The organism is Bacillus sp. FJAT-27245 (assembly GCF_001273955.1).
GTDB lineage: Bacteria > Bacillota > Bacilli > Bacillales > Cytobacillaceae > Bacillus_D.
Window position 1 is genome coordinate 943,186 of the sequence record NZ_LIGI01000001.1, and the last position, 21,805, is coordinate 964,990.

The 21,805-nt window shown below is 48.0% G+C and carries 24 protein-coding genes and 1 riboswitch; of the genes, 17 read left to right on the top strand and 7 right to left on the bottom strand.

The window, feature by feature from the left end:
- Window positions 1-17 precede the first annotated feature (17 nt).
- From lepB to addA, 3 genes are all read left to right on the top strand, one after another.
- Window positions 18-569 (top strand): signal peptidase I, encoded by a 552-nt coding sequence (gene lepB / locus ADU24_RS04585; RefSeq protein WP_053365517.1) that lies wholly within the window; start codon window positions 18-20, stop codon window positions 567-569.
- A gap of 126 nt (window positions 570-695) precedes the next feature.
- Window positions 696-4,193, top strand: coding sequence for a helicase-exonuclease AddAB subunit AddB (addB, locus tag ADU24_RS04590; protein ID WP_053365518.1), 3,498 nt, complete (start codon window positions 696-698; stop codon window positions 4,191-4,193).
- Window positions 4,186-7,965 (top strand): helicase-exonuclease AddAB subunit AddA, encoded by a 3,780-nt coding sequence (gene addA, locus ADU24_RS04595; protein ID WP_053365519.1) that lies wholly within the window; start codon window positions 4,186-4,188, stop codon window positions 7,963-7,965. Before addB ends, addA begins: the two co-directional genes overlap by 8 nt.
- Window positions 7,966-8,002: 37 nt before the next feature.
- Here addA and ADU24_RS04600 read toward each other — a convergent pair whose 3' ends face one another.
- The 6 genes from ADU24_RS04600 to ADU24_RS04625 are packed head-to-tail and all read right to left on the bottom strand — an operon-like array spanning window position 8,003 to window position 9,934.
- A complete protein-coding gene (locus ADU24_RS04600; RefSeq protein WP_053365520.1) occupies window positions 8,003-8,221 on the bottom strand; it encodes a spore germination protein in 219 nt (72 codons plus the stop codon).
- Window positions 8,222-8,256: 35 nt separating this feature from the next.
- Complete coding sequence (locus ADU24_RS04605) at window positions 8,257-8,637, bottom strand: spore germination protein GerPE (RefSeq protein ID WP_053365521.1); 381 nt, start codon at window positions 8,635-8,637, stop codon at window positions 8,257-8,259.
- Between the two features lie 4 nt (window positions 8,638-8,641).
- Window positions 8,642-8,821, bottom strand: a complete 180-nt coding sequence (locus ADU24_RS04610; RefSeq protein WP_053365522.1) for a hypothetical protein — start codon at window positions 8,819-8,821, stop codon at window positions 8,642-8,644.
- Complete coding sequence (gerPC, locus tag ADU24_RS04615; protein ID WP_053368779.1) at window positions 8,818-9,417, bottom strand: spore germination protein GerPC; 600 nt, start codon at window positions 9,415-9,417, stop codon at window positions 8,818-8,820. Before gerPC ends, ADU24_RS04610 begins: the two co-directional genes overlap by 4 nt.
- A 41-nt stretch (window positions 9,418-9,458) precedes the next feature.
- On the bottom strand, window positions 9,459-9,698 hold the full coding sequence (locus ADU24_RS04620) for a spore germination protein GerPB (protein ID WP_053365523.1): 240 nt from the start codon (window positions 9,696-9,698) through the stop codon (window positions 9,459-9,461).
- Window positions 9,699-9,712: 14 nt separating this feature from the next.
- Window positions 9,713-9,934 (bottom strand): spore germination protein, encoded by a 222-nt coding sequence (locus ADU24_RS04625; RefSeq protein ID WP_053365524.1) that lies wholly within the window; start codon window positions 9,932-9,934, stop codon window positions 9,713-9,715.
- A 205-nt stretch (window positions 9,935-10,139) separates the two neighbouring features.
- Here ADU24_RS04625 and ADU24_RS04630 point away from each other — a divergent pair, with 205 nt between their 5' ends.
- The 14 genes from ADU24_RS04630 (at window position 10,140) to ADU24_RS04695 (ending at window position 21,046) form a co-directional block, all read left to right on the top strand.
- Window positions 10,140-11,327, top strand: coding sequence for a DUF418 domain-containing protein (locus tag ADU24_RS04630; protein ID WP_053368780.1), 1,188 nt, complete (start codon window positions 10,140-10,142; stop codon window positions 11,325-11,327).
- Window positions 11,324-11,848 (top strand): DNA topology modulation protein, encoded by a 525-nt coding sequence (locus tag ADU24_RS04635; RefSeq protein ID WP_053365525.1) that lies wholly within the window; start codon window positions 11,324-11,326, stop codon window positions 11,846-11,848. The genes ADU24_RS04630 and ADU24_RS04635 overlap by 4 nt, the downstream gene beginning before the upstream one ends.
- 99 nt (window positions 11,849-11,947) lie before the next feature.
- Window positions 11,948-12,034: riboswitch (cyclic di-GMP riboswitch) on the top strand.
- A 100-nt stretch (window positions 12,035-12,134) separates the two neighbouring features.
- Window positions 12,135-12,467 (top strand): DUF192 domain-containing protein, encoded by a 333-nt coding sequence (locus tag ADU24_RS04640; protein ID WP_231689672.1) that lies wholly within the window; start codon window positions 12,135-12,137, stop codon window positions 12,465-12,467.
- Window positions 12,468-12,497: 30 nt separating this feature from the next.
- A complete protein-coding gene (locus ADU24_RS04645) occupies window positions 12,498-12,686 on the top strand; it encodes a Flp family type IVb pilin (RefSeq protein ID WP_053365527.1) in 189 nt (62 codons plus the stop codon).
- Between the two features lie 137 nt (window positions 12,687-12,823).
- Window positions 12,824-13,339, top strand: a complete 516-nt coding sequence (locus tag ADU24_RS04650) for an A24 family peptidase (protein ID WP_053368781.1) — start codon at window positions 12,824-12,826, stop codon at window positions 13,337-13,339.
- Complete coding sequence (locus tag ADU24_RS04655; RefSeq protein ID WP_053365528.1) at window positions 13,336-13,719, top strand: TadE/TadG family type IV pilus assembly protein; 384 nt, start codon at window positions 13,336-13,338, stop codon at window positions 13,717-13,719. The genes ADU24_RS04650 and ADU24_RS04655 overlap by 4 nt, the downstream gene beginning before the upstream one ends.
- Before the next feature lie 13 nt (window positions 13,720-13,732).
- Complete coding sequence (locus ADU24_RS04660) at window positions 13,733-14,638, top strand: Tad domain-containing protein (protein WP_053365529.1); 906 nt, start codon at window positions 13,733-13,735, stop codon at window positions 14,636-14,638.
- A gap of 8 nt (window positions 14,639-14,646) precedes the next feature.
- A complete protein-coding gene (gene cpaB / locus ADU24_RS04665; protein ID WP_053365530.1) occupies window positions 14,647-15,348 on the top strand; it encodes a Flp pilus assembly protein CpaB in 702 nt (233 codons plus the stop codon).
- A gap of 26 nt (window positions 15,349-15,374) precedes the next feature.
- Complete coding sequence (locus ADU24_RS04670) at window positions 15,375-16,226, top strand: AAA family ATPase (RefSeq protein WP_053365531.1); 852 nt, start codon at window positions 15,375-15,377, stop codon at window positions 16,224-16,226.
- On the top strand, window positions 16,227-17,657 hold the full coding sequence (locus ADU24_RS04675) for a CpaF family protein (RefSeq protein ID WP_082306810.1): 1,431 nt from the start codon (window positions 16,227-16,229) through the stop codon (window positions 17,655-17,657).
- Between the two features lies 1 nt (window position 17,658).
- Window positions 17,659-18,621, top strand: a complete 963-nt coding sequence (locus ADU24_RS04680; protein ID WP_053365532.1) for a type II secretion system F family protein — start codon at window positions 17,659-17,661, stop codon at window positions 18,619-18,621.
- A gap of 3 nt (window positions 18,622-18,624) precedes the next feature.
- Window positions 18,625-19,542: a type II secretion system F family protein gene (locus ADU24_RS04685; protein ID WP_053365533.1), complete on the top strand. Its 918-nt coding sequence runs from the start codon at window positions 18,625-18,627 to the stop codon at window positions 19,540-19,542.
- A 144-nt stretch (window positions 19,543-19,686) separates the two neighbouring features.
- On the top strand, window positions 19,687-20,598 hold the full coding sequence (locus ADU24_RS04690; RefSeq protein ID WP_053365534.1) for a fumarylacetoacetate hydrolase family protein: 912 nt from the start codon (window positions 19,687-19,689) through the stop codon (window positions 20,596-20,598).
- 91 nt (window positions 20,599-20,689) lie between these two features.
- The gene (locus tag ADU24_RS04695; RefSeq protein ID WP_053365535.1) at window positions 20,690-21,046 is read left to right on the top strand and encodes a YisL family protein; all 357 of its coding nucleotides are present in this window, start codon (window positions 20,690-20,692) and stop codon (window positions 21,044-21,046) included.
- Between the two features lie 108 nt (window positions 21,047-21,154).
- Here ADU24_RS04695 and ADU24_RS04700 read toward each other — a convergent pair whose 3' ends face one another.
- Entirely contained in the window at window positions 21,155-21,721 is a 567-nt protein-coding gene (locus ADU24_RS04700) for a DUF2777 domain-containing protein (RefSeq protein WP_053365536.1), read from the bottom strand.
- Window positions 21,722-21,805: the final 84 nt, after the last annotated feature.

Consider the following 21,805-nt stretch of genomic DNA (forward strand, 5'->3'; position numbering starts at 1 on the left):
TGCGGGGGCGGTACGTTTTGGCACGATGGAAAAAGGAAGCATTCGAGTGGGTAAAGGCCTTATTCGTTGGCATCATTATTTTTGCTTTAATCCGGTCATTCCTTTTCGCGAATTATGTGGTGCAAGGGGAATCGATGATGCCGACCTTGAAGGATGGAAATAAACTTGTCGTGAATAAGCTTGGCTACCAGTTTGGAGCACTGCACAGGTTTGATGTCATTGTCTTCCATGCAAACAAGCGAGAAGATTACGTGAAACGAATCATTGGTTTACCGGGAGACTTAATTGAATACAAAGGCGACCGCCTTTACGTTAACGGAAAGGAGTTCGATGAGCCTTTTCTGGAACCGTACAGGAAGGATGTCAGTGGGGCCATGCTGACCGGCGACTTTACCCTTAAGGAGCTTACCGGAACAATGAAAGTTCCCGAGGGAAAATTGTTCGTCATGGGCGACAACAGGCTTGAAAGCTGGGACAGCCGGCACTTTGGATTCATTCCCGTAAAGAATGTCGTCGGGAAAGTGAACTTCTTATACTGGCCTATCAAGGACGTAGCCATTTCTTTGTAAAAACCCTGCGCAGCGGGGTTTTTTGCATGGAGAAGGCCTTCCTCCAAATGGCAACTCCTGGGCAAACATTTGTGCCCCTAATATGTTAAAATGTAGGTATGCTGATAAAGGACGGAGGGGACTTGGATGTCTCTAAGAATGCTGATTGGAAGAGCCGGTAGCGGCAAGACGCTTACTTGCCTTGAAGAAATAAAAAGCCGTCTTGCCGAAAGCCCTGAAGGCCCGGCAATCATCTACCTCGTACCGGAGCAAATGACGTTCCTGTCTGAATACAGGCTTGCGGCCGATGAAACGATAGGAGGAATGATTCGTGCGCAGGTTTACAGCTTTACACGGCTTGCATGGCGGGTTCTTCAGGAGACAGGCGGTTCAAGCAGGTATCATTTGAGCAATGTCGGCTTGAATATGCTGATTAGAAAAATCATTGAAGAGCAGAAGGACCAGCTTCGCCTCTTTAAGCGGGCGGCCGATAAAAACGGCTTCATCCAGCAGGTTGAGGAAATGCTCATTGAATTTAAGCGTTATTGCGTTGAACCCGAAAAGCTTGCCGAGGGCAGGGCAAGGATTGGAATCGAAGGCAGGGTGGACAAATCGCTCGCCGACAAGATGCACGATTTGGAAGTCATTTTTAAACACTTTGAAGAAACCACTTCGGGGAAATATATTGATTCGGAGGACTACTTCCGCCTTCTGGCAGAAAAAACAGGAAGTTCGGATTATCTGAAGGACGCCGAAGTTTACATTGATGGATTTTACAGCTTCACCCCTCAGGAATACCGGATTATCGGGGAGCTTTTGAAAGTATGCAAAAGGGTAACCGTCACGCTCACTCTCGACAAGCCGTGCCCTGATAAGGCACCGGATGAACTGAACTTGTTCAGGATGTCCGGAGAAACGTGTAAAAATCTTTTTGAGCTAGCCCGAAATGAGAGGGCCGAAATGGAAGGCCCAGTCATCCTGGGGGAGCAAATGCGCTGGGAAAATAGTGCGCTTCGGCATCTGGAAGCCCATTTTGACTCCAGGCCGGCAAGACCTTTTGAAGGGGAATCCGGGGTAACGATTATCCAGGCGGTCAACCGGAGGTCCGAGGTTGAAGGGATTGCCAGGGAAATCAGGAGGCTTGTTAGGGAAGAAGGCTACCGTTACCGAGATATTGCGCTCCTTTTGCGGAATGGGCGCGATTACCATGAAACGATTGAACCGGTTTTTTATGATTATGAGATTCCTTTTTTCATAGACCAAAAGAGGACGATGCTTAACCATCCGCTTGTCGAGCTGATCCGTTCCTCACTTGAGACCGTCAACGGGCATTGGGGTTATGAGGCGGTTTTCCGGGCCGTGAAGACAGAGCTTTTGTTCCCTCCCGGCGGAAATGTGGCCAGGATGAGAAGGCAGATGGATAAGCTCGAAAATTATGTCCTATCCCACGGGATACAGGGGAGAAAGTGGACAGGCAAGGAACGCTGGAGGTACAGGAGGATTCGCGGGCTGGACTTTGCATCATCGGTCCAGACAAATGAAGAAATCAGGATGGAGCAGGAGCTTAACGAACTTCGCCTGATTATATCCACTCCACTGATGAGGCTGTCAAGAAGGCTGAAAAGGGCTCAGAATGGCCGAAAAATGTGCGAGGCTGTCTATCTTCTCCTCGAAGAACTCGATATCCCGGCAAAGCTTGAAGGCTGGAAAGCGGAGGCGGAAGTGGAAGGCAACCTTATCAAGGGCCGGGAACATGATCAAGTATGGAACGCTATAATTGATTTACTGGACCAATACGTGGAAATGCTTGGCGATGAGCCTGTTTCGCCACGCCAATTCGCTTCCATACTCGATGCCGGGCTCGAGTCGCTGGAATTTTCACTAGTTCCCCCGGCAATTGACCAGGTAATGGTGGCGAATCTTGACAAATCCCGGCTTGCTGAAATCAAAGTCGTCTTTGTTCTTGGCTTGAATGAAGGAGTCCTTCCAGCGAAAATTTCCGATGATGGGATTCTTGGGGATTCGGAAAGGGAAATGCTCGCGCTGGCTGGGGTAAAGATTGGCCCCGGCAGTACCGAGCGCCTTCTTGATGAAAATTTTATCGCCTATAAAGCATTCGTCACCCCTGCAGACAAGCTATACATCAGCTATCCGCTAGCCAATTCCGAGGGGAAGTCGCTCGTTCCATCTTCATATATTAAAAGAATGGAAGATTTGTTCCCTGGCAGCGAGAAATGGATATTGGCGGCAGACCCCGCGGACCTGAGCGAGGAAGAACAGCTTGCGTTTGTCAGCAGCAAAGAAACGGCGCTTGCCTATTTGACGTCCCAGCTGCAGCTGAAACAAAGGAATTATCCAATCCATACCTTTTGGTGGGACGTGTACAATTATTTTGCGGAAAGCCCGGTCCTTAGGGAAAAGGCGCGGATGGTTCTATCAAGCCTATTCTATACGAACAGGACCGTAAAGCTTCCTTCCGATCTTGCCGTTGAACTTTATGGGGAGGACATTCAGGGAAGCGTATCGAGAATGGAGCTGTTCAATAGTTGCCCGTTCTCCCATTATATACAGCATGGACTAAAGCTCCGCGACCGCCAAATTTACAAGCTGGATGCCCCGGACATTGGCGAATTGTTCCACGCGGCCCTGAAATATATCGCCGATACAGTAAACGAGCAGAACATCTCCTGGGCGGACCTTTCAAGGGAGCAATGCGAGAGCCTTGCCAAAAGCGCCGTCGCAGCGATTGCGCCACGCCTTCAAAATGAAATTCTGCTAAGCTCGGAAAGGCATCACTATATTAAGAGGAAGCTCGAACAAATCATTACAAGGGCATCCGTCGTGTTAAGTGAGCACTCCAAATTGAGTGAATTCCAACCAATTGGCCTTGAGGTTGGATTTGGGCGTGGGGGGAAACTGCCGCCGCTTGGATTCACACTTAAAAATGGCAGCAAAATGGAGCTTGCCGGGAGAATTGACCGAATTGACAGCGGCCAAGGAAAAAATGGCGAACTGTATTTAAGGGTCATTGATTATAAATCGAGCAGCAGAGGCCTTAATTTGTCGGAAGTTTATTACGGGATCGCCCTCCAGGTGCTCACTTATCTTGATATCGCTATATCAAATTCTGCGGTTTTGGTTGAAAAAGAAGCGGAGCCGGCCGGTGTGTTCTACTTCCATGTCCACAACCCGATGGTCAATACGACACGGCGCCTGTCCGAAGAAGAAATCGAACAGGAAATTTTAAAGAAGTTCAAGATGAGCGGCCTCGTCCTTGAAGACGAAGAAGTAATCCGCCTGATGGACAAGAGCCTAGAGAGCGGAGAATCGCAAATCATTTCCGCTGGCTTTAAAAAGGACGGAACACTGACGAAAGCATCCAAAACAGCGACTGCCGAGGATATTGAAGACCTCCGCAAATTTGTGCGGAAGGTATACAGGGATACAGGCAACGCAATCATCAGCGGTGAAGTCGGAATCGATCCATTCAGGTTGAAGGATAAAAGTCCGTGCACATTTTGTTCCTTTAAGCCGGTTTGCCAATTTGACGAATCAATCGAAGGAAGCAAATACCGGAGGCTCGTACCGCAAAATGACAAAGAAGCGCTTGAACTGATCAGGAAGGAGGTTAAGGAACATGAGTAAAGTATCGATACCGCCGATGCCGGCAGGACTGAAATGGACGAATGACCAGTGGAAGGCAATCAAGGCGAAGGATACCGATATCCTTGTCGCCGCGGCGGCGGGTTCCGGAAAGACAGCCGTCCTGGTCGAACGGATCATTCAAAAAATTTTATCGCCGGAAGATCCCGTTGATGTCGACCAGCTGCTCGTCGTAACGTTCACAAATGCCTCCGCAGCGGAAATGCGGCACCGGATTGGGGAAGCGCTCGAGAAAGCCATTAACGAAAGCCCGGATTCAAGGCATTTGCGCAGACAATTTAGCCTTCTGAACAAGGCTTCAATTTCCACGTTACACTCCTTTTGCCTCGATGTGGTAAGGAAATACTATTACTTGATTGATGTCGATCCGGGCTTCAGGATTGCAGATGAAACGGAAGCGCTGCTTCTCCGTGATGAGGTACTTGATGACCTGTTTGAAGAGGAATATGGAACGAAGGATAACGAGCCTTTTTTCCGCCTCGTCGATACCTTTACATCAGACAGAACGGATGATGCCCTGCAGGACATTGTCGGGGCGATTTTCAACTTTGCCCGTTCCAATCCGGATCCGGACCTTTACTTGGATCGAATTGTTTCCATGTATGATACTGCGCAAATTTCGAAGGTTGAAGAGCTCCCGTTTATCGGCGCGCTTCTTTTCGATATTGAACTCCAGCTGAAAGGTGCGCGGCAATTTGCGGAAAAGGCAATGGCAGTTGCGATGCTTCCTGGCGGTCCGGCTCCTTATGGGGATGCCCTGGCGGACGATATCCGGCTGATTGATTCACTGCTTGCCGTCAGCGATTCCTGGGAAGCACTGTATGCGGCAATACAAACAGTGGAATTTTCAAAAGCGAAGCCAATCAAAAAGGGGACCGCGGATGAAGACTTAAAGAAAAAGGCCGCAAAGTTCAGGGATAAAGCCAAAAAAATGGTGACGGGACTTAGGGATGAATTGTTTTCAAGAAGGCCTGAAAGCTTCCTGCGCGATATGGATGAAATGAAACCCGTCATTGAGACGCTGACAGGTATAGTAAGGAAATTTTCCGAAAGGTTCGAAGCTGCCAAAAGGGAAAGGGGCATCGTCGATTTTTCCGACCTGGAGCATTATTGCCTCGACATCCTTACCATGAAAGAGGACGAAGGGGAGCGGCTAGCTCCATCCGCCGCGGCGCTTTCTTACCGGAACCAGTTCCGTGAAGTGCTTGTGGATGAATACCAGGATACGAATATGGTGCAGGAAACGATCCTGAAGCTTGTTTCGGGGGGGCATGGCGAGAGCGGAAACCTGTTCATGGTCGGGGACGTCAAGCAGTCGATTTACCGTTTCCGGCTGGCTGAGCCGAACTTGTTCCTTGGAAAATACAACCTCTTTACGAAAGATGGCGTGACTGGCGGATTAAGGATTGACCTGGCAAAAAACTTCCGGAGCAGGCAGGAAGTACTCGACGCGACAAACTATTTGTTCAGGCAAATCATGGGCGTAAAAGTGGGCGAAATTGAATACGGAGAGGATGCGGAGCTGAAGCTTGGAGCGGCTTATCCTGACGAACCATACCCTGCCGAGGTGCTTGTCATTGACCAGGGCGCGAAAAATGGCAGCAGTGGTGAAGACGATGTTGAGCTGGATGGCGAGATGCTTGAAGCGGAAGAACTGGAACAATCGCAGCTTGAAGCGAGGGTGATGGCGGCGCGGATAAAGGAAATGATTGCTTCGGGCAAGCCGGTTTATGAAGCCAAAACACAAACAACGAGGCCGATCCGCTACCGTGATATCGTTATCCTGCTCCGATCAATGACGTGGGCACCGCAAATCATGGAAGAGTTCAAGCAGCAGGGATTGCCAATTTATGCAGATCTGTCAACAGGTTACTTCCAGGCCACCGAGGTTGCGATTATGATGTCCCTCCTCCGGGTCATTGACAATCCGTATCAGGATGTTCCGCTCGCCGCGGTCCTGAGGTCGCCAATCTTCGGGCTGAATGAAGCCGAACTCGCTTTTATAAAAATTCATGATAAACGGGGCTCGTTCTGGGACAGTGTCATCGCGTTTTGCGCATCGAACCCTCCAGCGGAACATGAAGGCCTCCATGAGAAAATCCATCGTTTCAGAGAACAGCTGGAAGGATGGAGATCGCTCGCAAGGCAGGGATCTTTGTCTGAGCTTATTTGGCAGCTATACAGGGATACCGGATTTTATGATTTTGCCGGAGGCCTGCCGGGCGGGAAACAGCGCCAGGCCAATCTCCGCGCTCTATATGATAGGGGAAGGCAGTATGAGGAAACATCGTTCAGGGGATTGTTCAGATTTCTCCGCTTTATTGAACGGATGGTGGACAGGGGCGATGACCTCGGCGCTGCGAGGGCGCTCGGGGAACAGGAGGATGTCGTCCGAATCATGACCATCCACTCAAGCAAAGGGCTTGAGTTCCCGGTTGTGTTTATGGCCGGGCTCGCCAGGAGCTTCAATATGATGGACATTCGAAGCTCCTATATGCTTGATAAGGAGTTCGGGTTTGCCTCGAAATATATTAATCCTGAAAAGCGGATTGCCTATCCTTCTCTTCCGCAGCTTGCATTCAAGCGTAAGAAGCGGATGGAAATGCTCGCCGAGGAGATGCGCGTCCTCTATGTCGCAATGACCCGGGCAAAAGAAAAGCTGTTTATGATCGCCACCTTAAAGGACGCCGAAAAGAAATTAAACCAGTGGGAAGATATCGCTTTCTATCCGGATTGGCTTCTTGAGGATGCCGACAGGGCCTCGGCGACAGGGTATTTCGACTGGATAGGGCCGGCGCTTGTCCGCCACAGGGATTGCGGCTTGCTTCGCCTCTCGGAAACGGGCCCGGGGGTTCCGGAATCGATATCGCACGATGGCTCGAAATGGACTGTAACATTGCTTGACGCCGAAGATATTGGAAGCGCCGATGAGCAGGCTGAACCGGACGGAGATGGTTTATTGGCGCGCGTCCGTGACCTTCAGCCGGTGACGGAATCGTCCAGCCGTGAAACGGAAGTCAGGGAAAGGCTTACATGGGACTATCGCTTCCAGGATGCCGCTGCCCACAGGGCAAAGCAGACAGTGTCCGATATGAAGCGGAACCGTGAACTGGCGGATGAGCAAAGCGGCACAGACCTTCTGAGGAAGGCGAGAAAAACAATTCTTGACCGCCCGCGATTTATGCAGGAGAAATCGCTTAGCGCTGCCGAACGTGGAACCGCCTTGCATAGTATCATGCAGCATGTGAGGTTGGACCAGCCAATAACCGAGGATTCCATCGCATTGCTGGCAAGCCAAATGGTTGAGGCGGAACTGTTGACAGAAGAACAGCGCGAGGTAATCGAACCCGCTTTGATAGTTAAATTTTTTGAATCTGGCCTTGGCCAAAGGCTTCTTTCGGCAAAAAAAGTCTACCGGGAAGTGCCGTTTACCGCTTCGATTGCGGCCAAAGAAGTTTATCCTGATTGGAAGGATGAAAATGAACCAATATTTATCCAGGGAATCATCGACTGCCTATTTGAGGACAGCGAAGGCCTCGTCATGATCGACTTCAAATCTGATCGGATTACTGGCCGGTTCCGCACCGGGTTTTCAGGGGCGGCGCCGATTCTAGCCGACCGCTACCGTCTCCAAATTGACCTGTATACAAGGGCGCTCGAAAAAATCTGGAAGCGCCGGGTAGATGAGCGCTACCTCTTCTTCTTTGATGGAGCCCATCTCCTCAAACTTGAAAGGGAAAACGAAAATGCATGAAAAAAATGACATGAACCGCTAACAGGTTCATGTCATTTTATTTATTCCCAGTCATCGGCTGGTCAACCAGCTTCGTATCAAGGACGTTCGTTCCGCTGACCGCGCTTCCGGTCGCTACGAAGATGCCTATATTCGAACTTCCCGCGCCTTCAAAGGTCTTGGAAGTACTTTTGGGGGAAATGTTGAAAGCATCGCCAAAATTAACAGTCCCGCCACTAAGATTTTGGATACTCACCGGTCCGATAAGTGCCGGCATAAATTAACACGCCTTTCATCTGAAAATCTGACTGCTTATTGTGTATTTCCCCTTTCAAGCAGCTGCCTGATATGATGGATTCGGGATTCCATGCCTATATACGGAGTGCTTCCAATCTGTATAATTGATGCCGCCGAAAGCCCCTTTACATCAATCGTGCCAACCTTGATGACCGGATTCACCGGAAAGGTGTCCATGGCTATCGGTTCATAAATCGGAGGAAGTGGGAGCGGCGCGGAAAATACTTTGTATTGGGCAAAGTCTCCTTCTTCATCAAAAAAGATTTCCGCTTCCCTCTGGACGGCAAGTGCCCGGGAGTTCCCGAAGATTCTCATCGCATCACCGAGTAAGATTGTTGATGAGAAAAGAGCTGATTTTACAAAAAGGGAATCGACTTTTGATATCCTTTGAAGCATCTTGCTACGAACCCCCGCTCAAAGGCACAAATGGACCGATAATCAGTGATTCCGCCGGCGTATCAAAGGCTGATGCAAGCTGGATGGTTTGTGCATCACCAACGAGAAGCAGGGAAGAGCTGGAGACCCCGATAATCCTTATGCTGCCGACGGACAGTTCCCTGTTGTACGTTTGAAAAATCATGGCTGTTCTCCTTCTTTCATATTTGCGGGCAAATGATTGAAAAACGCCAATACCCCAGTTTCAATTTCTTTTTTCAGCGCTTCGGCGGTGCTAGCGATTGACGCGTCATCCGGACCGGCTGCCCCGGCTTTCCTTAAATGGGCTTCAATCCTGCCGGGAAGCTGTTTTTTTATGTCATTTTGAATGAAGGAAAGGTAGGAACCGGCATGTTGCATACCATACTTTTCTTCGACGGAAGCGACGAATCCAGGCAGTTCCGATTCGATGTAATGATTGATTTCTTCTTCAACTTTCATTCCCCGCTTCATCATTTCCATTGGAGGGAGGGGCATCCCGGGCTGGCCGTTCTGGATGGCAAAATCCTCGATCCCTTGCAAATCCTGGGGATTAAGGCCAATGCTAAGCGTACCCTCCAATGTTTCCACCTTCAGTTGGTCAAACTTGTATTGAATTGTCCCTACATGGATCGGGGGTTTTTCCTTCAACTGCCTTATGTCATCTTCGGCACACCTGAGGGAGTTTTCAAGCGCTGCAATTCTCCGTTCATAAAGCTGGAGCTGTCCTTGCACCCATTGAAAAAGTTGATAGAAATCCACGGCGCACACCTCTCTTCCTCGATTTGACAAGGACGCCCTTTTTAAAGGGGAACCGAAGGAGTTTGAATCAATGGAAGTTTACCTGCTTCGCCAGGGGCCGGTGCCGGAATGGTAAAAGGCTTTTGCGCAATCGGGGCAGGGCCCGTGAAACCTCCAGTATTCGCTAGATAGGAAGCAGGCTTGATTATCCCGGCACTCCCGATTTGAAAAACAGAGGAATTCGATATCCCGCCGATTTTGATAAAATTGATTTGGATCGTTTGCTGGATATAAAAGTTCATTTCCGGCCACCTCACTAAATATTGAATGCGATAGGCTGGTCGATTCCATCCGTGTCATACACATTCGTCGAACTTACGCTATTAAGGTTGCTTATCGCTTCCCCGGTATTAAAGGATCCGGCCCCTGAAAACGTTTTTGCGGAGGAGATGGGGGATAGGTTGAGAACATCGCCAATGTTCATAACGGCGCTCGTACCCAAAGAAAGGACCTGAACAATACCTACGATGGCTGGCATGGGCTACCCCCTTTGAAATTATTCTTCTATTATCGTATGTATAGAGCCCGGGAATGTGAGCGGCGTGAAAGAAAAACAGAATTGGAAAAGAAAACAAGTGCGCAGTGGCAAAATCTACTATATAATTACGGAATGCCGCCGTGAATCAGATGGCGGGGGATTTTTTAAAAAACATAACGATGTGAATTGGACGGGGGAGTGCGGAGTGGACGTTAAACTGGCGCCGACAGTTGAAGGGAAACGCATTGTTTCATTGGATATAATAAGAGGGTTTGCGATACTTGGGATTTATCTTGTCAATATGCTTAGTTTCCACTCCCCGTATGTATTCATCGCACCGCTCGAATGGTGGAATAAAGGCATTGACCGCATTGCCTTTATATTTATTGATGTATTTGCCCAGGCGAGCTTTTATCCCTTGTTTTCGATGCTTTTTGGTTATGGGCTCATGCTCATGAGGGACAGGGCGATAGGGCGCAGGGTAAATTTTACTGTATTCGCCGCGAGAAGGCAGTCCTTTCTTCTTGCTGTGGGGATGGTTCACGCCTTTCTCATTTGGCCGGGGGATATTTTGATTACGTATGCGTGCATCGGCTTCATTGCCTTGCTTTGCCTTCGGTTAAACGGTAAGGCTCTTCTCGTCACAGCCTTGGCTATATACATCGTTCCAAGCTTGCTTTTGGGCTTGCTCCTGTTGGTTGCTGACGTGGCAGGGCCGATTGAAAACCTATGGGAGCCGTACAAGGCCGATGCACAGCGAGCGCTTGATGTATATGGAAATGGGACATTTCGGGAGATTACTGAAATGAGGATATACGAATGGAACTTCTCCAACAGCCCTGAAACGTTCCCAATCACGTTATTCACGATATTGCCGCTCTTTTTGTTCGGCGCTGCGGTTGCGAAGTTCAAATGGCTTGAGGATCCAGGGAGGCATTTGAGAAAATTCAAGGGGGCCGCTTTTGGGCTGCTGCTGCCTGCGATGGCTCTTAAAACGTTGCCGTATTACGGGTGGGAAGGCTACAGCGCGGAATTTTTCCAGGACTTTTTCGGAGGCCCGCTTCTGGCCCTATGCTATGCGGGAATCATTGTACTTGCAGCGGGAAAACTTGGGGCAGTCGCTGGCGGGCTTGCCAATGTCGGAAGAATGTCGATGACAAATTACTTGTTCCAGTCCGTTTTGTCGACAATCATTTTTTATGGATATGGTTTCGGCCTTTATGGAAAGGTCTCCGCCGCATACGGAACGCTTTTGGTTTTCGCCGTTTTCCTTATTCAAATCGCAGTTAGCAGCATGTGGCTTAAAAAATMCCGGTACGGGCCGATGGAATGGATGTGGCGCAGTTTCACGTATTTCAAACTCCAAAAAATGCAAAGGGGGGAAAAAGCGTGAAGAAGATTGCCATAATTGGAAGCGGAGGGGCCGGAAAAAGCACATTTGCAAGGGAACTTGGCAAAAAACTTGGTATCAAAGTTTATCATTTGGACGCCCTCTTTTGGCAACCGGGCTGGGTTCCGATGGACCGGACCGAATTTATCCGCTTGCAAAATGGCATCATAGGTGGCGGGGAATGGATCCTTGACGGAAACTTCGGTTCAACGATGGACGCCAGATTGGAAAGAGCCGATACGGTTATATTCCTCCATTATTCAACCATTCGCTGCCTCTATCGGGTAGTAAAACGAAGGATTCAATACCAAGGAAGGACAAGGCCCGATATGGGAGATGGATGTCCAGAAAAACTGGATTGGCAATTCATCACCTGGGTCGCCGGATATAACCGAAAAAATGCTCCATACATACTCGAAAAACTAAATAAATTACAAGATAAGCAAACTTATATTTTTACCCGACCTTCGGAGGCTGAAACATTTTTAAGGGGGTTAAATGAAAAAATAACACAAAAGAACTAGTTGTTTTTCAATAAAATAATTCTTTTGTACTATATTCATCCATTTATAAACAATTTATGATGTGAGTAAGAGAACAGTCGACAAGATATGCGCGCTGTATCTCGATAAAGGCAAAACTGATGAAAATCAGTGACGCAAAGCTAAAGGGGCTAAGGCACATTTGTGCTATGCCAGCCAGTTACCGAAAGATCAGGGTGCATCATAGGTGTGTTTATTTACCAATGACCCCCCTTTCGGTAAAGGCGGGGKCATTTTATTTTACAGGAGGTGACGAAGGTTGAAGGTCGTGAATCTGTCGAACGGGACGGAAATTGCAGATACGGTAGGCAGCGCCGACAGTTTTTTCAAAAGGCTGAAGGGCCTGATGTTTACAAAGGATCTGCCCGCGGGTCACGGCCTGCTTATACAACCCTGCCAATCCATCCACACATTCTTCATGAACTATCCAATCGATGTTGTGTATTTGGACGGAAACAGCATCGTCGTGGGCATTGACGAAAATATGGCGCCCTCAAAGATTGGAAAGGTCCGCCGGAAAGCCCGCTCAGTACTAGAATTGCCGGCGGGAACCATACAGAATACGGACTTGAAAGTGGGACATTGTTTATCCATTAAATAAAAAATAAAAATTAAAAGGAGTTTTACAATCATGATGAATAAAATGAAAGCATTACTAACTGAAGAACAAGGACAAGGTATGACTGAGTACGGTTTGGTTTTGGGCGTAATCGCGATTGGGGTAGTTGGAGTACTAGTCACATTTAAGGGGAAAATCCTTGAATTATTTAATAATGCAACAAAGGAAATTGGTGATGCAACTACTAAAACTACACCTTAATCGAATTTGTTTGATTTCTAACGTTAATGAATTTTAGTTTTAATTTTTATTGTTAGTAGCAGTCAAAAGCCTTGCGTTCAGGAGTAAACGTGGGGCTTTTTTCAATCAGAGATTCGCCCGGAAAAGAGGTTTTTAGAATGATAAACGCCATTTTACTGTTTCTGCTGCTGGCCATTTGTACGGTCACGGATGTACGGGAGCGGAAAATATACAATAAGGTTTTGCTGCCTTTCCTGATTGTGTCGCTCGTGGTAAATGGGCTGGCAGGCGGGCTTGAAGGAGTGACGAATTCGATGCTCGGGCTCCTCGCAGGTTTCGGGATCCTGCTTATTCCATATCTTCTGGGTGGAATGGGAGCGGGGGACGTGAAACTCCTTGCCGTAATCGGGGCTCTAATGGGGGCGAAATTTGTCGCGCTATCGGCGATTTATATGGCGCTTGCCGGAGGGGTTTTCGCTTTATTCCTCATCGTGTCCCGCAAGAGTGCAAAACAATTGTTAAAAGGGATTTTTTATTCACTTTGCGGTTTAATGAACGGTTTGAAAATTCCCCTCATGTACGATAAAGAAGCGATGAAACAGACATATCCATATGGAGTTGCAATCGCGGTTGGCGCCGCCATTCAATTTTTCCGGGCCGGAATGATTTTATGATAAAGAATGAATCCGGCCAATCACTGGTGGAGACTGCCCTTGTCCTGCCCCTTTTATTGTTATTGGTCATCGGGATACTGGATTTTGGCAGAGTCACATATTCGTATGCACACCTCCACATGGCCGCCCAGGAAACAGTCCGAAAAGGCGGATTGGGGAAGTCCGATACGGAAATCACTACTTTTGCTAAAAATTATGTCCACCTTGGGGATTCGAGTAAATTAATTGTCGAAATCACTCCGCCCGGCTCAATAAGAAGATCCGGTGATTATGTGAAGGTGAAATTGAAATATCCAATAAAACTGTACACCCCGTTTTTATCAAGCCTCTTTCCGTCCCCGCTTTATGCCCAGACTGATTCCACAATACGAGTTGAGTAAGGAGGGACGGAGCATGGGGAATTTTTTAAAAGAAGAAAAGGGAGTCGCCATCATCTATGTCGCACTTGCCATGGTGGCATTGCTTTGCATCACGGGTCTTGCCATTGATGGCGGCCTGCTTTACATGACAAAAAGCAAACTTCAAAAGGCGGCGAACGCGGCAGTCCTTTCCGGCGCGCAGGAGCTTACAAATTCGCAAGAACAAGTCAATAAGGTGGTAAGCAGAATCCTTGCCGACCATGGTGAATCGGGATCAAAGGAAAGCCTGCTCATCGTGAAGGACAAAAAGGTAAGAGTGGGCCTGACAAAAAAGGTGAAGCCGGCATTTATGGGGTTGTTCGGGTTTGAGATAGTCGATGTCAGGGCAGCCGCTACCGCCTCAATTGCACCAATGGGAAGGGCGAAAGGAGTTGCGCCTCTTGGGGTCCATGAGGATACTCCATTAAATTATGGCGCGGTTGTAAAATTAAAAACAGATTCAACTGGCTCGGTCAGCGGGGTGTTCGGCGTTTTGGCCCTAAATGGACCAGGTGCGAAGACGTATGAAGAAAATCTGCGCTACGGATATCAGCAGGAAATTAAGGTGGGGGAAATTATCCCAACCGAGACAGGTAATATCGCCGGAAAGACGAGGACGGTTGTCCAGGAATTGATAAACGGATGTACGTCTGCTATCGGCGATTTATCCGACAGGGATTGCTCTAGGATTATCCTGATCCCCGTTTATAAACCGTATCAATTCGATACCAACCAGTTGAAAACGATCAAAGTAACCGGGTTTGCCTATTTTTATATAACAGAACCGATGAGCAGCAATGATACGGCAATCACCGGGATGTTCATTAAATGGCCGGGAACCGGTTTTTACGAAGAAGGCAGTATTGACCGGGGAGCCTATGCCATCCGGTTGACAGAGTAGGTGGAAAAATGAAATCAAAAATGGTATTAGTGCTTGCCCTCGCGATGGGGGTGATGACGACAGCATTGTTTTATCAATACATGGCGAAGTTTGACAAAAAGGAAACGGCATCCGCGCCAATGGCGGAAATCGTCGTGGCGAAAGAAAGAATCGATAGGAACGAAGTGATTTCGGCTGATAAACTTGCGGTAATCCAGGTGGCTGAAGAAAGGGCTCTTCCACAGGCGCTTACCTCCATTTCGCAGGCAGAAGGTAAGATTGCCGATGCAATGATTGAAAAAGGTGAACCGATTCTCAGCCACAGGCTCGTTTCGCAAAGAGAAGAAACCGTGTATGTTTCACGTAAGGTGAGGGAGGGGTATCGGGGGGTTTCCGTTTCCTTGAACCTGCCACAATCGGTCACAAATCTGATCGAGCCTGAAGATGAGGTGGACGTGATTTTTGCGAAAGAAGATAAAAAAGCGGCTGACGTACCCGATTTCAGGACAAATATTTTACTTGAAAAAGCAAGGGTATTGGCTGTCGGCAGGAAAATTACCCTGCCGGAAGATACGAAGGAACCCTATGTCGAATATACGGCGGTTACGCTAGAAMTTAAGCCGGCAGATGCGGTAAAACTTATCAAGGCATCACAGGAAGGAATCGTCCATTTAATGGTGCATACGAGGCCAGTCATGAAGGCGGAAGCTATTCCTGCGGAAGGAAAATGAGAGTTAATTGATGGAAGGTGATGGAGATGGCGGGGTTTGATGAAAAGACAACGATAGAGGGCGGTGCTCCGGCAACCCGGGGTAGAATGATTGCTGTCTGCAGCGCCAAAGGCGGGATTGGCCGTACAATCCTCTCCGTCAATCTGGCTGTCTCATTATCCAAAAGGAACCACTCCGTCGCTGTTCTGGATGGGGATTTTCAATTCGGGGATGTTTCATTGGCAATGGATTTGCAGCACACGTTCACCATTAAGGAAGCGATGGACGGCATCGGTTCGCTTGATGAACATCGCCTAGAGGAGTATTTAAGCGTCCATGGCAGCGGCGTCCGCGTCCTGCCCGCGCCGGAGCGGCCGGAACACGCGGATCTTCTTACTAAAGAAGCCGTTTCGAAAATGGTCGATTTTCTGCTGATGAAACATGATTTTGTTGTTTGCGATACTGGCGCTGGATTGAATGAGCAGACGCTTAACCTAATCGAAAAAGCCGATGAAATTCTTGTTATTGCAACTCTTGAGATGGCCGCAATGAAAAACACGAAGCTGTTGCTGGAGACGCTCGATATCCTCGGTCTCCGGGAAAAAGTCCGCGTGGTTTTGAACCGAGCCAACATGGAAAGTGTCATCAAAGCCGAGGATGGGGCAAGGATTCTTGGAGAAGAGGCGCCCATTTATATCCCGAATGATTTCCAAACATGTTCAAGGTCGCTGAATATGGGCAGCCCATTTGTACAAGCGAATTCAAAATCGGAAATTGCCAAAGCCGTTTTTAAAATGGCGGAACTGATTGCATCCAACCAGGCGGGGGAAGGGATTGGGAAGAAGAAGGCAAAGCCTTTGTCACTGTTCCCCTGGAAACGCAAGAAAGGGGGAATATAAATGAAGCTGCTTGACCGCATCAATGAGAAAAACAAAACAGAATCACCTATTCCCGAGCAGCCTAAAGTGGTGCAGTCCATACCGGAAAAAGACTTGCAGAAGGCGGAAACAATTGATACTCCCAAAGTAAAAGAATCTCCAAGGGAGCAGCCAATCGAGCCGATCCGCCAAAAACAATTTGATAAACAGCAGGAATTGAAAAACATCCTGCATAAAAAAATCCTCCATGAGCTTAAGGATGAAGAAGTGGAGGCCATCATTCCGAAGCTGGATTCAATGGCAATGGAAGTGATTAAGGAAGATGAATCGTTCCGTGGAATCGTCGACCGGAAACTTGTTGTAGCTGAACTGGCGAATGATCTGACAGGCTATGGCCCAATCAATCCATTGCTTCTTGATGAAGAAGTTTCCGAGGTGATGGTTAATGGGCCGAAGCAGGTGTATTGCGAGCGAAAAGGAAAGCTCGTCCTGACGGATATCACGTTCCGGGATAACGAGCATGTAATGAACGTCATTGAAAAAATTGTCGCGCCGATTGGCAGAAGGATTGATGAAAGCTCGCCAATGGTCGATGCCAGGCTTCCGGACGGATCAAGGGTAAATGCGATTATCCCTCCCCTTGCGCTAAATGGGCCTACCATCACTATCCGGAAATTTTCCAAGGATCCTTTTCAAATAGAAGATTTAATCAACTTCGGCACGGTTACGAAAGAAATGGCTATCTTCCTTGATGCATGTGTCAAAGCGAGGCTGAACATATTCGTCAGCGGCGGAACGGGTTCAGGGAAAACTACTACCCTGAACGTGTTATCCAACTTCATCCCTAACGACGAACGGATTGTCACGATTGAGGATGCCGCGGAGCTTCAGCTTGGCCAGGACCATGTTGTTTCGCTCGAATCAAGGCCGCCGAATATTGAAGGGAAGGGCGCGATTACAATCCGCGACCTGGTGAGAAACTCGCTGCGGATGAGACCGGACCGAGTCGTCATTGGCGAGGTGCGCGGCGCGGAAGCCCTTGATATGCTTCAGGCCATGAATACGGGGCATGACGGGTCGCTCGCGACGGGCCACTCCAACTCTCCAAGGGACATGATTTCAAGGCTGGAGACGATGGTTCTCCTGGGCGGGGTTGAGCTCCCGATTAAAGCAATCCGCGAGCAGATTTCCGGGGCGCTTGACGTGATCATCCAACAATCAAGGCTGAAGGATGGCTCGAGAAAAATAACGAATATCACCGAGGTCCAGGGCATGGAAGGCGATGTCATCGTCCTTCAGGATATTTTTGTGTACCAACAGACCGGAGTGGATGCTTCGGGAAAATATATCGGCAAACTCGTCCCGACAGGGGTTCGGCCAAAGTTTTACGAACGGCTTGAGAATTCTGGCATTCATATCCCACCAAACGTATTCATTGAAAGGGAGGGGTAGCATGAAAGCAATTCTCCTGCTGCTTATTCTCCTTTCTTCCTTTCTTTTATTCTATGGGATGTTCCAGTTTTTCTTTTTCCGCAACCAGAGGATAGAAAAAAGGATGGAGAGGTATTTGTCCTCTTCGGGGGAAGTTGAAATCAGCAATAATGACCTAGATTTGTTTGCCAGGTACACGGCGGCGAGGAAAAATCTTACCAAAAAGCTTCTGACAAAGCAGAAAAACAATAAGCTTGAAACGATGCTTGCCAGGTCTGGAGTACCCTTGAAGCCGGACGAATTTATTACGTTTCAATGGATTGCGGCTGGATTGTCCGGAATGCTTCTCATCCTCTTTTTCAGCCACTGGCTATTGTTTTTCCCGGGATTCTTAATCGGGTATATGATCCCTGGAGTAATTTTAAAAAAGAAAGAAAAAGAGCGGATTGATAAATTTAACGAGGGCCTTGCCGACATGATTACGACCATTATTGGCTCCCTGAGGGCTGGCTTTAGTTTTCCACAGGCATTGAAATCTGTTGCCGATGAATCGGACTCGCCGATTAAAGAGGAAGTTGAATCGGTCATTAAGTCGATGCAATATGGAAGCAGCATTGAGGATGCGCTCCATGAGCTGAAAGAACGGATGCCGAGCGAAGACCTTGATTTAATGATTCAGGCCATCCTGATTCAGCGGCAGGTCGGAGGAAACCTTGCAACGGTGCTGGAGAAGATTGTCGAAACCATTAGGGATCGGACAAGGATCCAGCGGCAAATCAAAACCCTTACGGCACAGGGGCGGATGTCCGGGATTGTCATTGCCTTGCTCCCGTTATTTCTCGGGGTGGCCCTTTATTTCATCCAGCCCGATTTTATGAAACCGATGTTCACCCATCCAATCGGAATCGGTATGATTGCGATTGGGGCGGTATCCTGCATGATTGGTTTCCTGTTCATTAAAAAAATCACGAATATTGAGGTGTAGGGTTTGGTCTACCTCACTTTTTTTCTGGCTGTTACACTGTTTGCCTATGGAATCATGACTTTTGGAACGAAGACAAAGGAACATTTGGATAAGCGGGTATCCGTTTATATCACTGGCGGGCACGAGACAAAAGAATCGGGCGAGGAAAAAGGCGAGCAGCTTTCCTTTTACGAGCGATTCTTTAAATCTGCGGTGAATGATTTTAAAAAGAGCTTCAAAAAAAGGATGCCCGGCGAAAAGGAAGCGAAAATCGAGAGGAAGCTTGAACGTGCCGGCTTTCCTTTCGGGATGACGCCGGTTGATTTCCGGCTTTTGCAGGCGGCGGCAAGCATCGTTTTGCCAATCATTTTTGCCGGTTACAGCTTCCTGATCAACCTTGGTTCATCCGCGGTATTCTTTGGAGCCATGGCGGGATTGGCTATTGGGAATATGCTTCCGCATTTTTATTTAAAGCAAAAGACAAAATACCGTGAGAAGATGGCCCTTAAGGAACTTCCCGACACGCTCGACCTTTTGACGGTGAGCCTTGAAGCAGGACTGGGATTCGATGCCGCAGTAAGCAAGCTCGTATCCAAAAAGGAAGGGATCCTCGCCGAGGAATTCCAGCGCTCCCTTGAGGAAATGAGGCTTGGCAAGCTCCGTAGGGAAGCATTGGGCGGTGTGAGGGACAGGCTAGAAGGAGTGGACCCTGTAAAAAACTTCATCAGCAGCATCCTCCAGGCCGAAAAGCTTGGGATTGGGATGGTCCAGGTTCTCCGGGCCCAGTCGATTGAAGTGAGGGAACAACGAAGGCAGCGTGCAGAGGAGGCCGCAATGAAGGCTCCGATCAAGATGCTGTTCCCGCTTGTCTTGTTTATCTTTCCAAGCCTGTTCATCGTCCTACTCGGCCCCGTCGTCATGCAGTTTATTAAAGGGTTTTAAGAGATTGAACCCGTTGCGGAAAGCGTGCGCCCGCAGCGGAAAACAACGAAGTATTGAAAAAATGAAAGATTCCGAAACCTTCCCCTAAAATGGAAGGTTTTTTTGATATACTAAAAGAAAATGACCCAATAAGGAGCGCTCACTATGAGACTAGCAACTGTCCTGTATAATAAAGAATCAATTCCGGTTCTCGTAAACAATGATGGACAATCCTTCCTCCCGCTTACTGCTGCAGCCGAAAGGCTTACAGGCGAAGGAAATAGAATCCCTGATACCATTCTTGAGATTATTGAGGACGGCGAGCCGCTTAATGAATACATAAAGGAAATTTTGGATTGGGCGAGTGAAGAGAAGGAAGGCCGGGACATGTGGATTCCTTTGGATGAGGCTAAATTATTGGCCCCGATTCCGCGGCCGTTAAAAAATGTGTTCTGTGTCGGAAAAAACTATGCCGACCACGCAATCGAAATGGGCGGGCCGGAAGATATACCGGAACACATCATGGTCTTTACAAAGCCGCCAACCGCGGTTATCGCTGATAAAGACGAAGTTCCCTGCCATCGCGGCGTTACCGGGCAGCTGGATTATGAAGGAGAGCTTGCGATTATCATAGGAAAAGCGGGAAAGGCCATATCAAAAACGGAAGCCCTCGATTATGTGTATGGCTATACAATTGTAAATGATATTACGGCCCGCGACCTCCAAAAGCGCCACAAGCAGTTTTTCATCGGGAAAAGCCTGGATGGAACATGCCCGATGGGCCCATGGATTGTGACGGCAGATGAGGTGGGGGATGCGGGGAAGCTTGACATCCAAACGCGTGTGAACGGGGAAGTAAGGCAGGATTCGAATACAAGCCATTTTATTTTTTCAATAGAGCAAATTATCTCTGACCTTTCAAAAGGAATGACCCTCGAGCCTGGGGATATTATCGCGACTGGAACGCCTGCCGGAGTCGGCAAAGGCTTTCATCCTCCGAAATTTTTGAATCCAGGGGACACAATTGAAATCAAAATAGAGAAAATCGGCATGCTCCGAAATACTATCTCGGAATAGTCAGTCGTTTCCACTTTTTCCATCATATATTTAGGATTTTCATAGTGCCTATGGTATGATAGTAGCGAAAAATATAAAGGAGGCAAAGTGGATGACACACGCCCATATTACAGCCTGGGTATTAGGTGCGATTTTATTTTTCGTCGCCCATTCCATGTATAAAGGCGGCAACCAGAAAGGCGCGAAAATTACCCATATGATTTTAAGGGTTGTTTACCTGCTTATTTTGGCGACCGGCTTCATGATGCTTTTTTCCGGGATCAATATTAATTTGCTTTACATTTTGAAAGCGGCGGTCGGCCTTTGGGTGATTGCCCTAATGGAATTTATCCTTATGAAGACTGGCAAAAAGGAACAAACAAAAGTCCTTTGGATTCAATTTGCCATTGCATTCATTCTTGTCCTGCTCCTTGGCTTTAGCCTGCCGATGGGCTTCGACTGGTTGTAAAAAGCTGCCAATTGGCGGCTTTTTCAATTTAATGAATCAAATGCTCCCGGAGATTGGCTGGCGGAGCACTTGCAATTTTAATAAAAGCTTGCCCCCATTGGTTATTGCCTAAGAGGAGGCCAGCTTCTCGATAATCAGGCGTTTTCCGGTATTCAATGTAAATTCAAATCGGTCGCTTTCCTTTTCGTAATAGCAGAAATGGTGCTGGACACTGCAAATTTCTTCCTGGTTATCGAAAATCATAAAGTTAACGCCGCTTTTTGGTGAATGCTCGCTTAGGAAATTAAGGTGGTTGTAGCAGTAAAGGCAATCGTAAATGGAAAACCTTAGTGAATTCAGTGTTGTGATAAATTGGAAAAAGGCGTCAGGATGGAGCCGTTCCAGAAGCCTCTCAAGGGAATAAACGAGATGCTTCCTCACCCGCACCTTGTCATGGTCGCGGAGATACAGGCTTTCATCCCCGAAAGAAATTTTTCCCACCTCCACAAGAATGCCTTTTCGCCAACGATTTAGCCTGAATAATTCAATTTCCTGGAGAAGGTGCTCCTCAAGCAATGAAGCTTCATCCGTTTCTTTTTCAAAAAATACCCATTGTTCATTAATATACTCTATTGAACCTTCTGTATAAGCCCTTTCCTGGGTTTCATACATTTTGTCGCGCTGCTGTCGATTCATCACTTTACCTCCGTGAACGGTGCTACTTCTTTTTTAGACATAAACCTCTGGATTTATAACCTTTCGTGAACAATCCGGAAATAT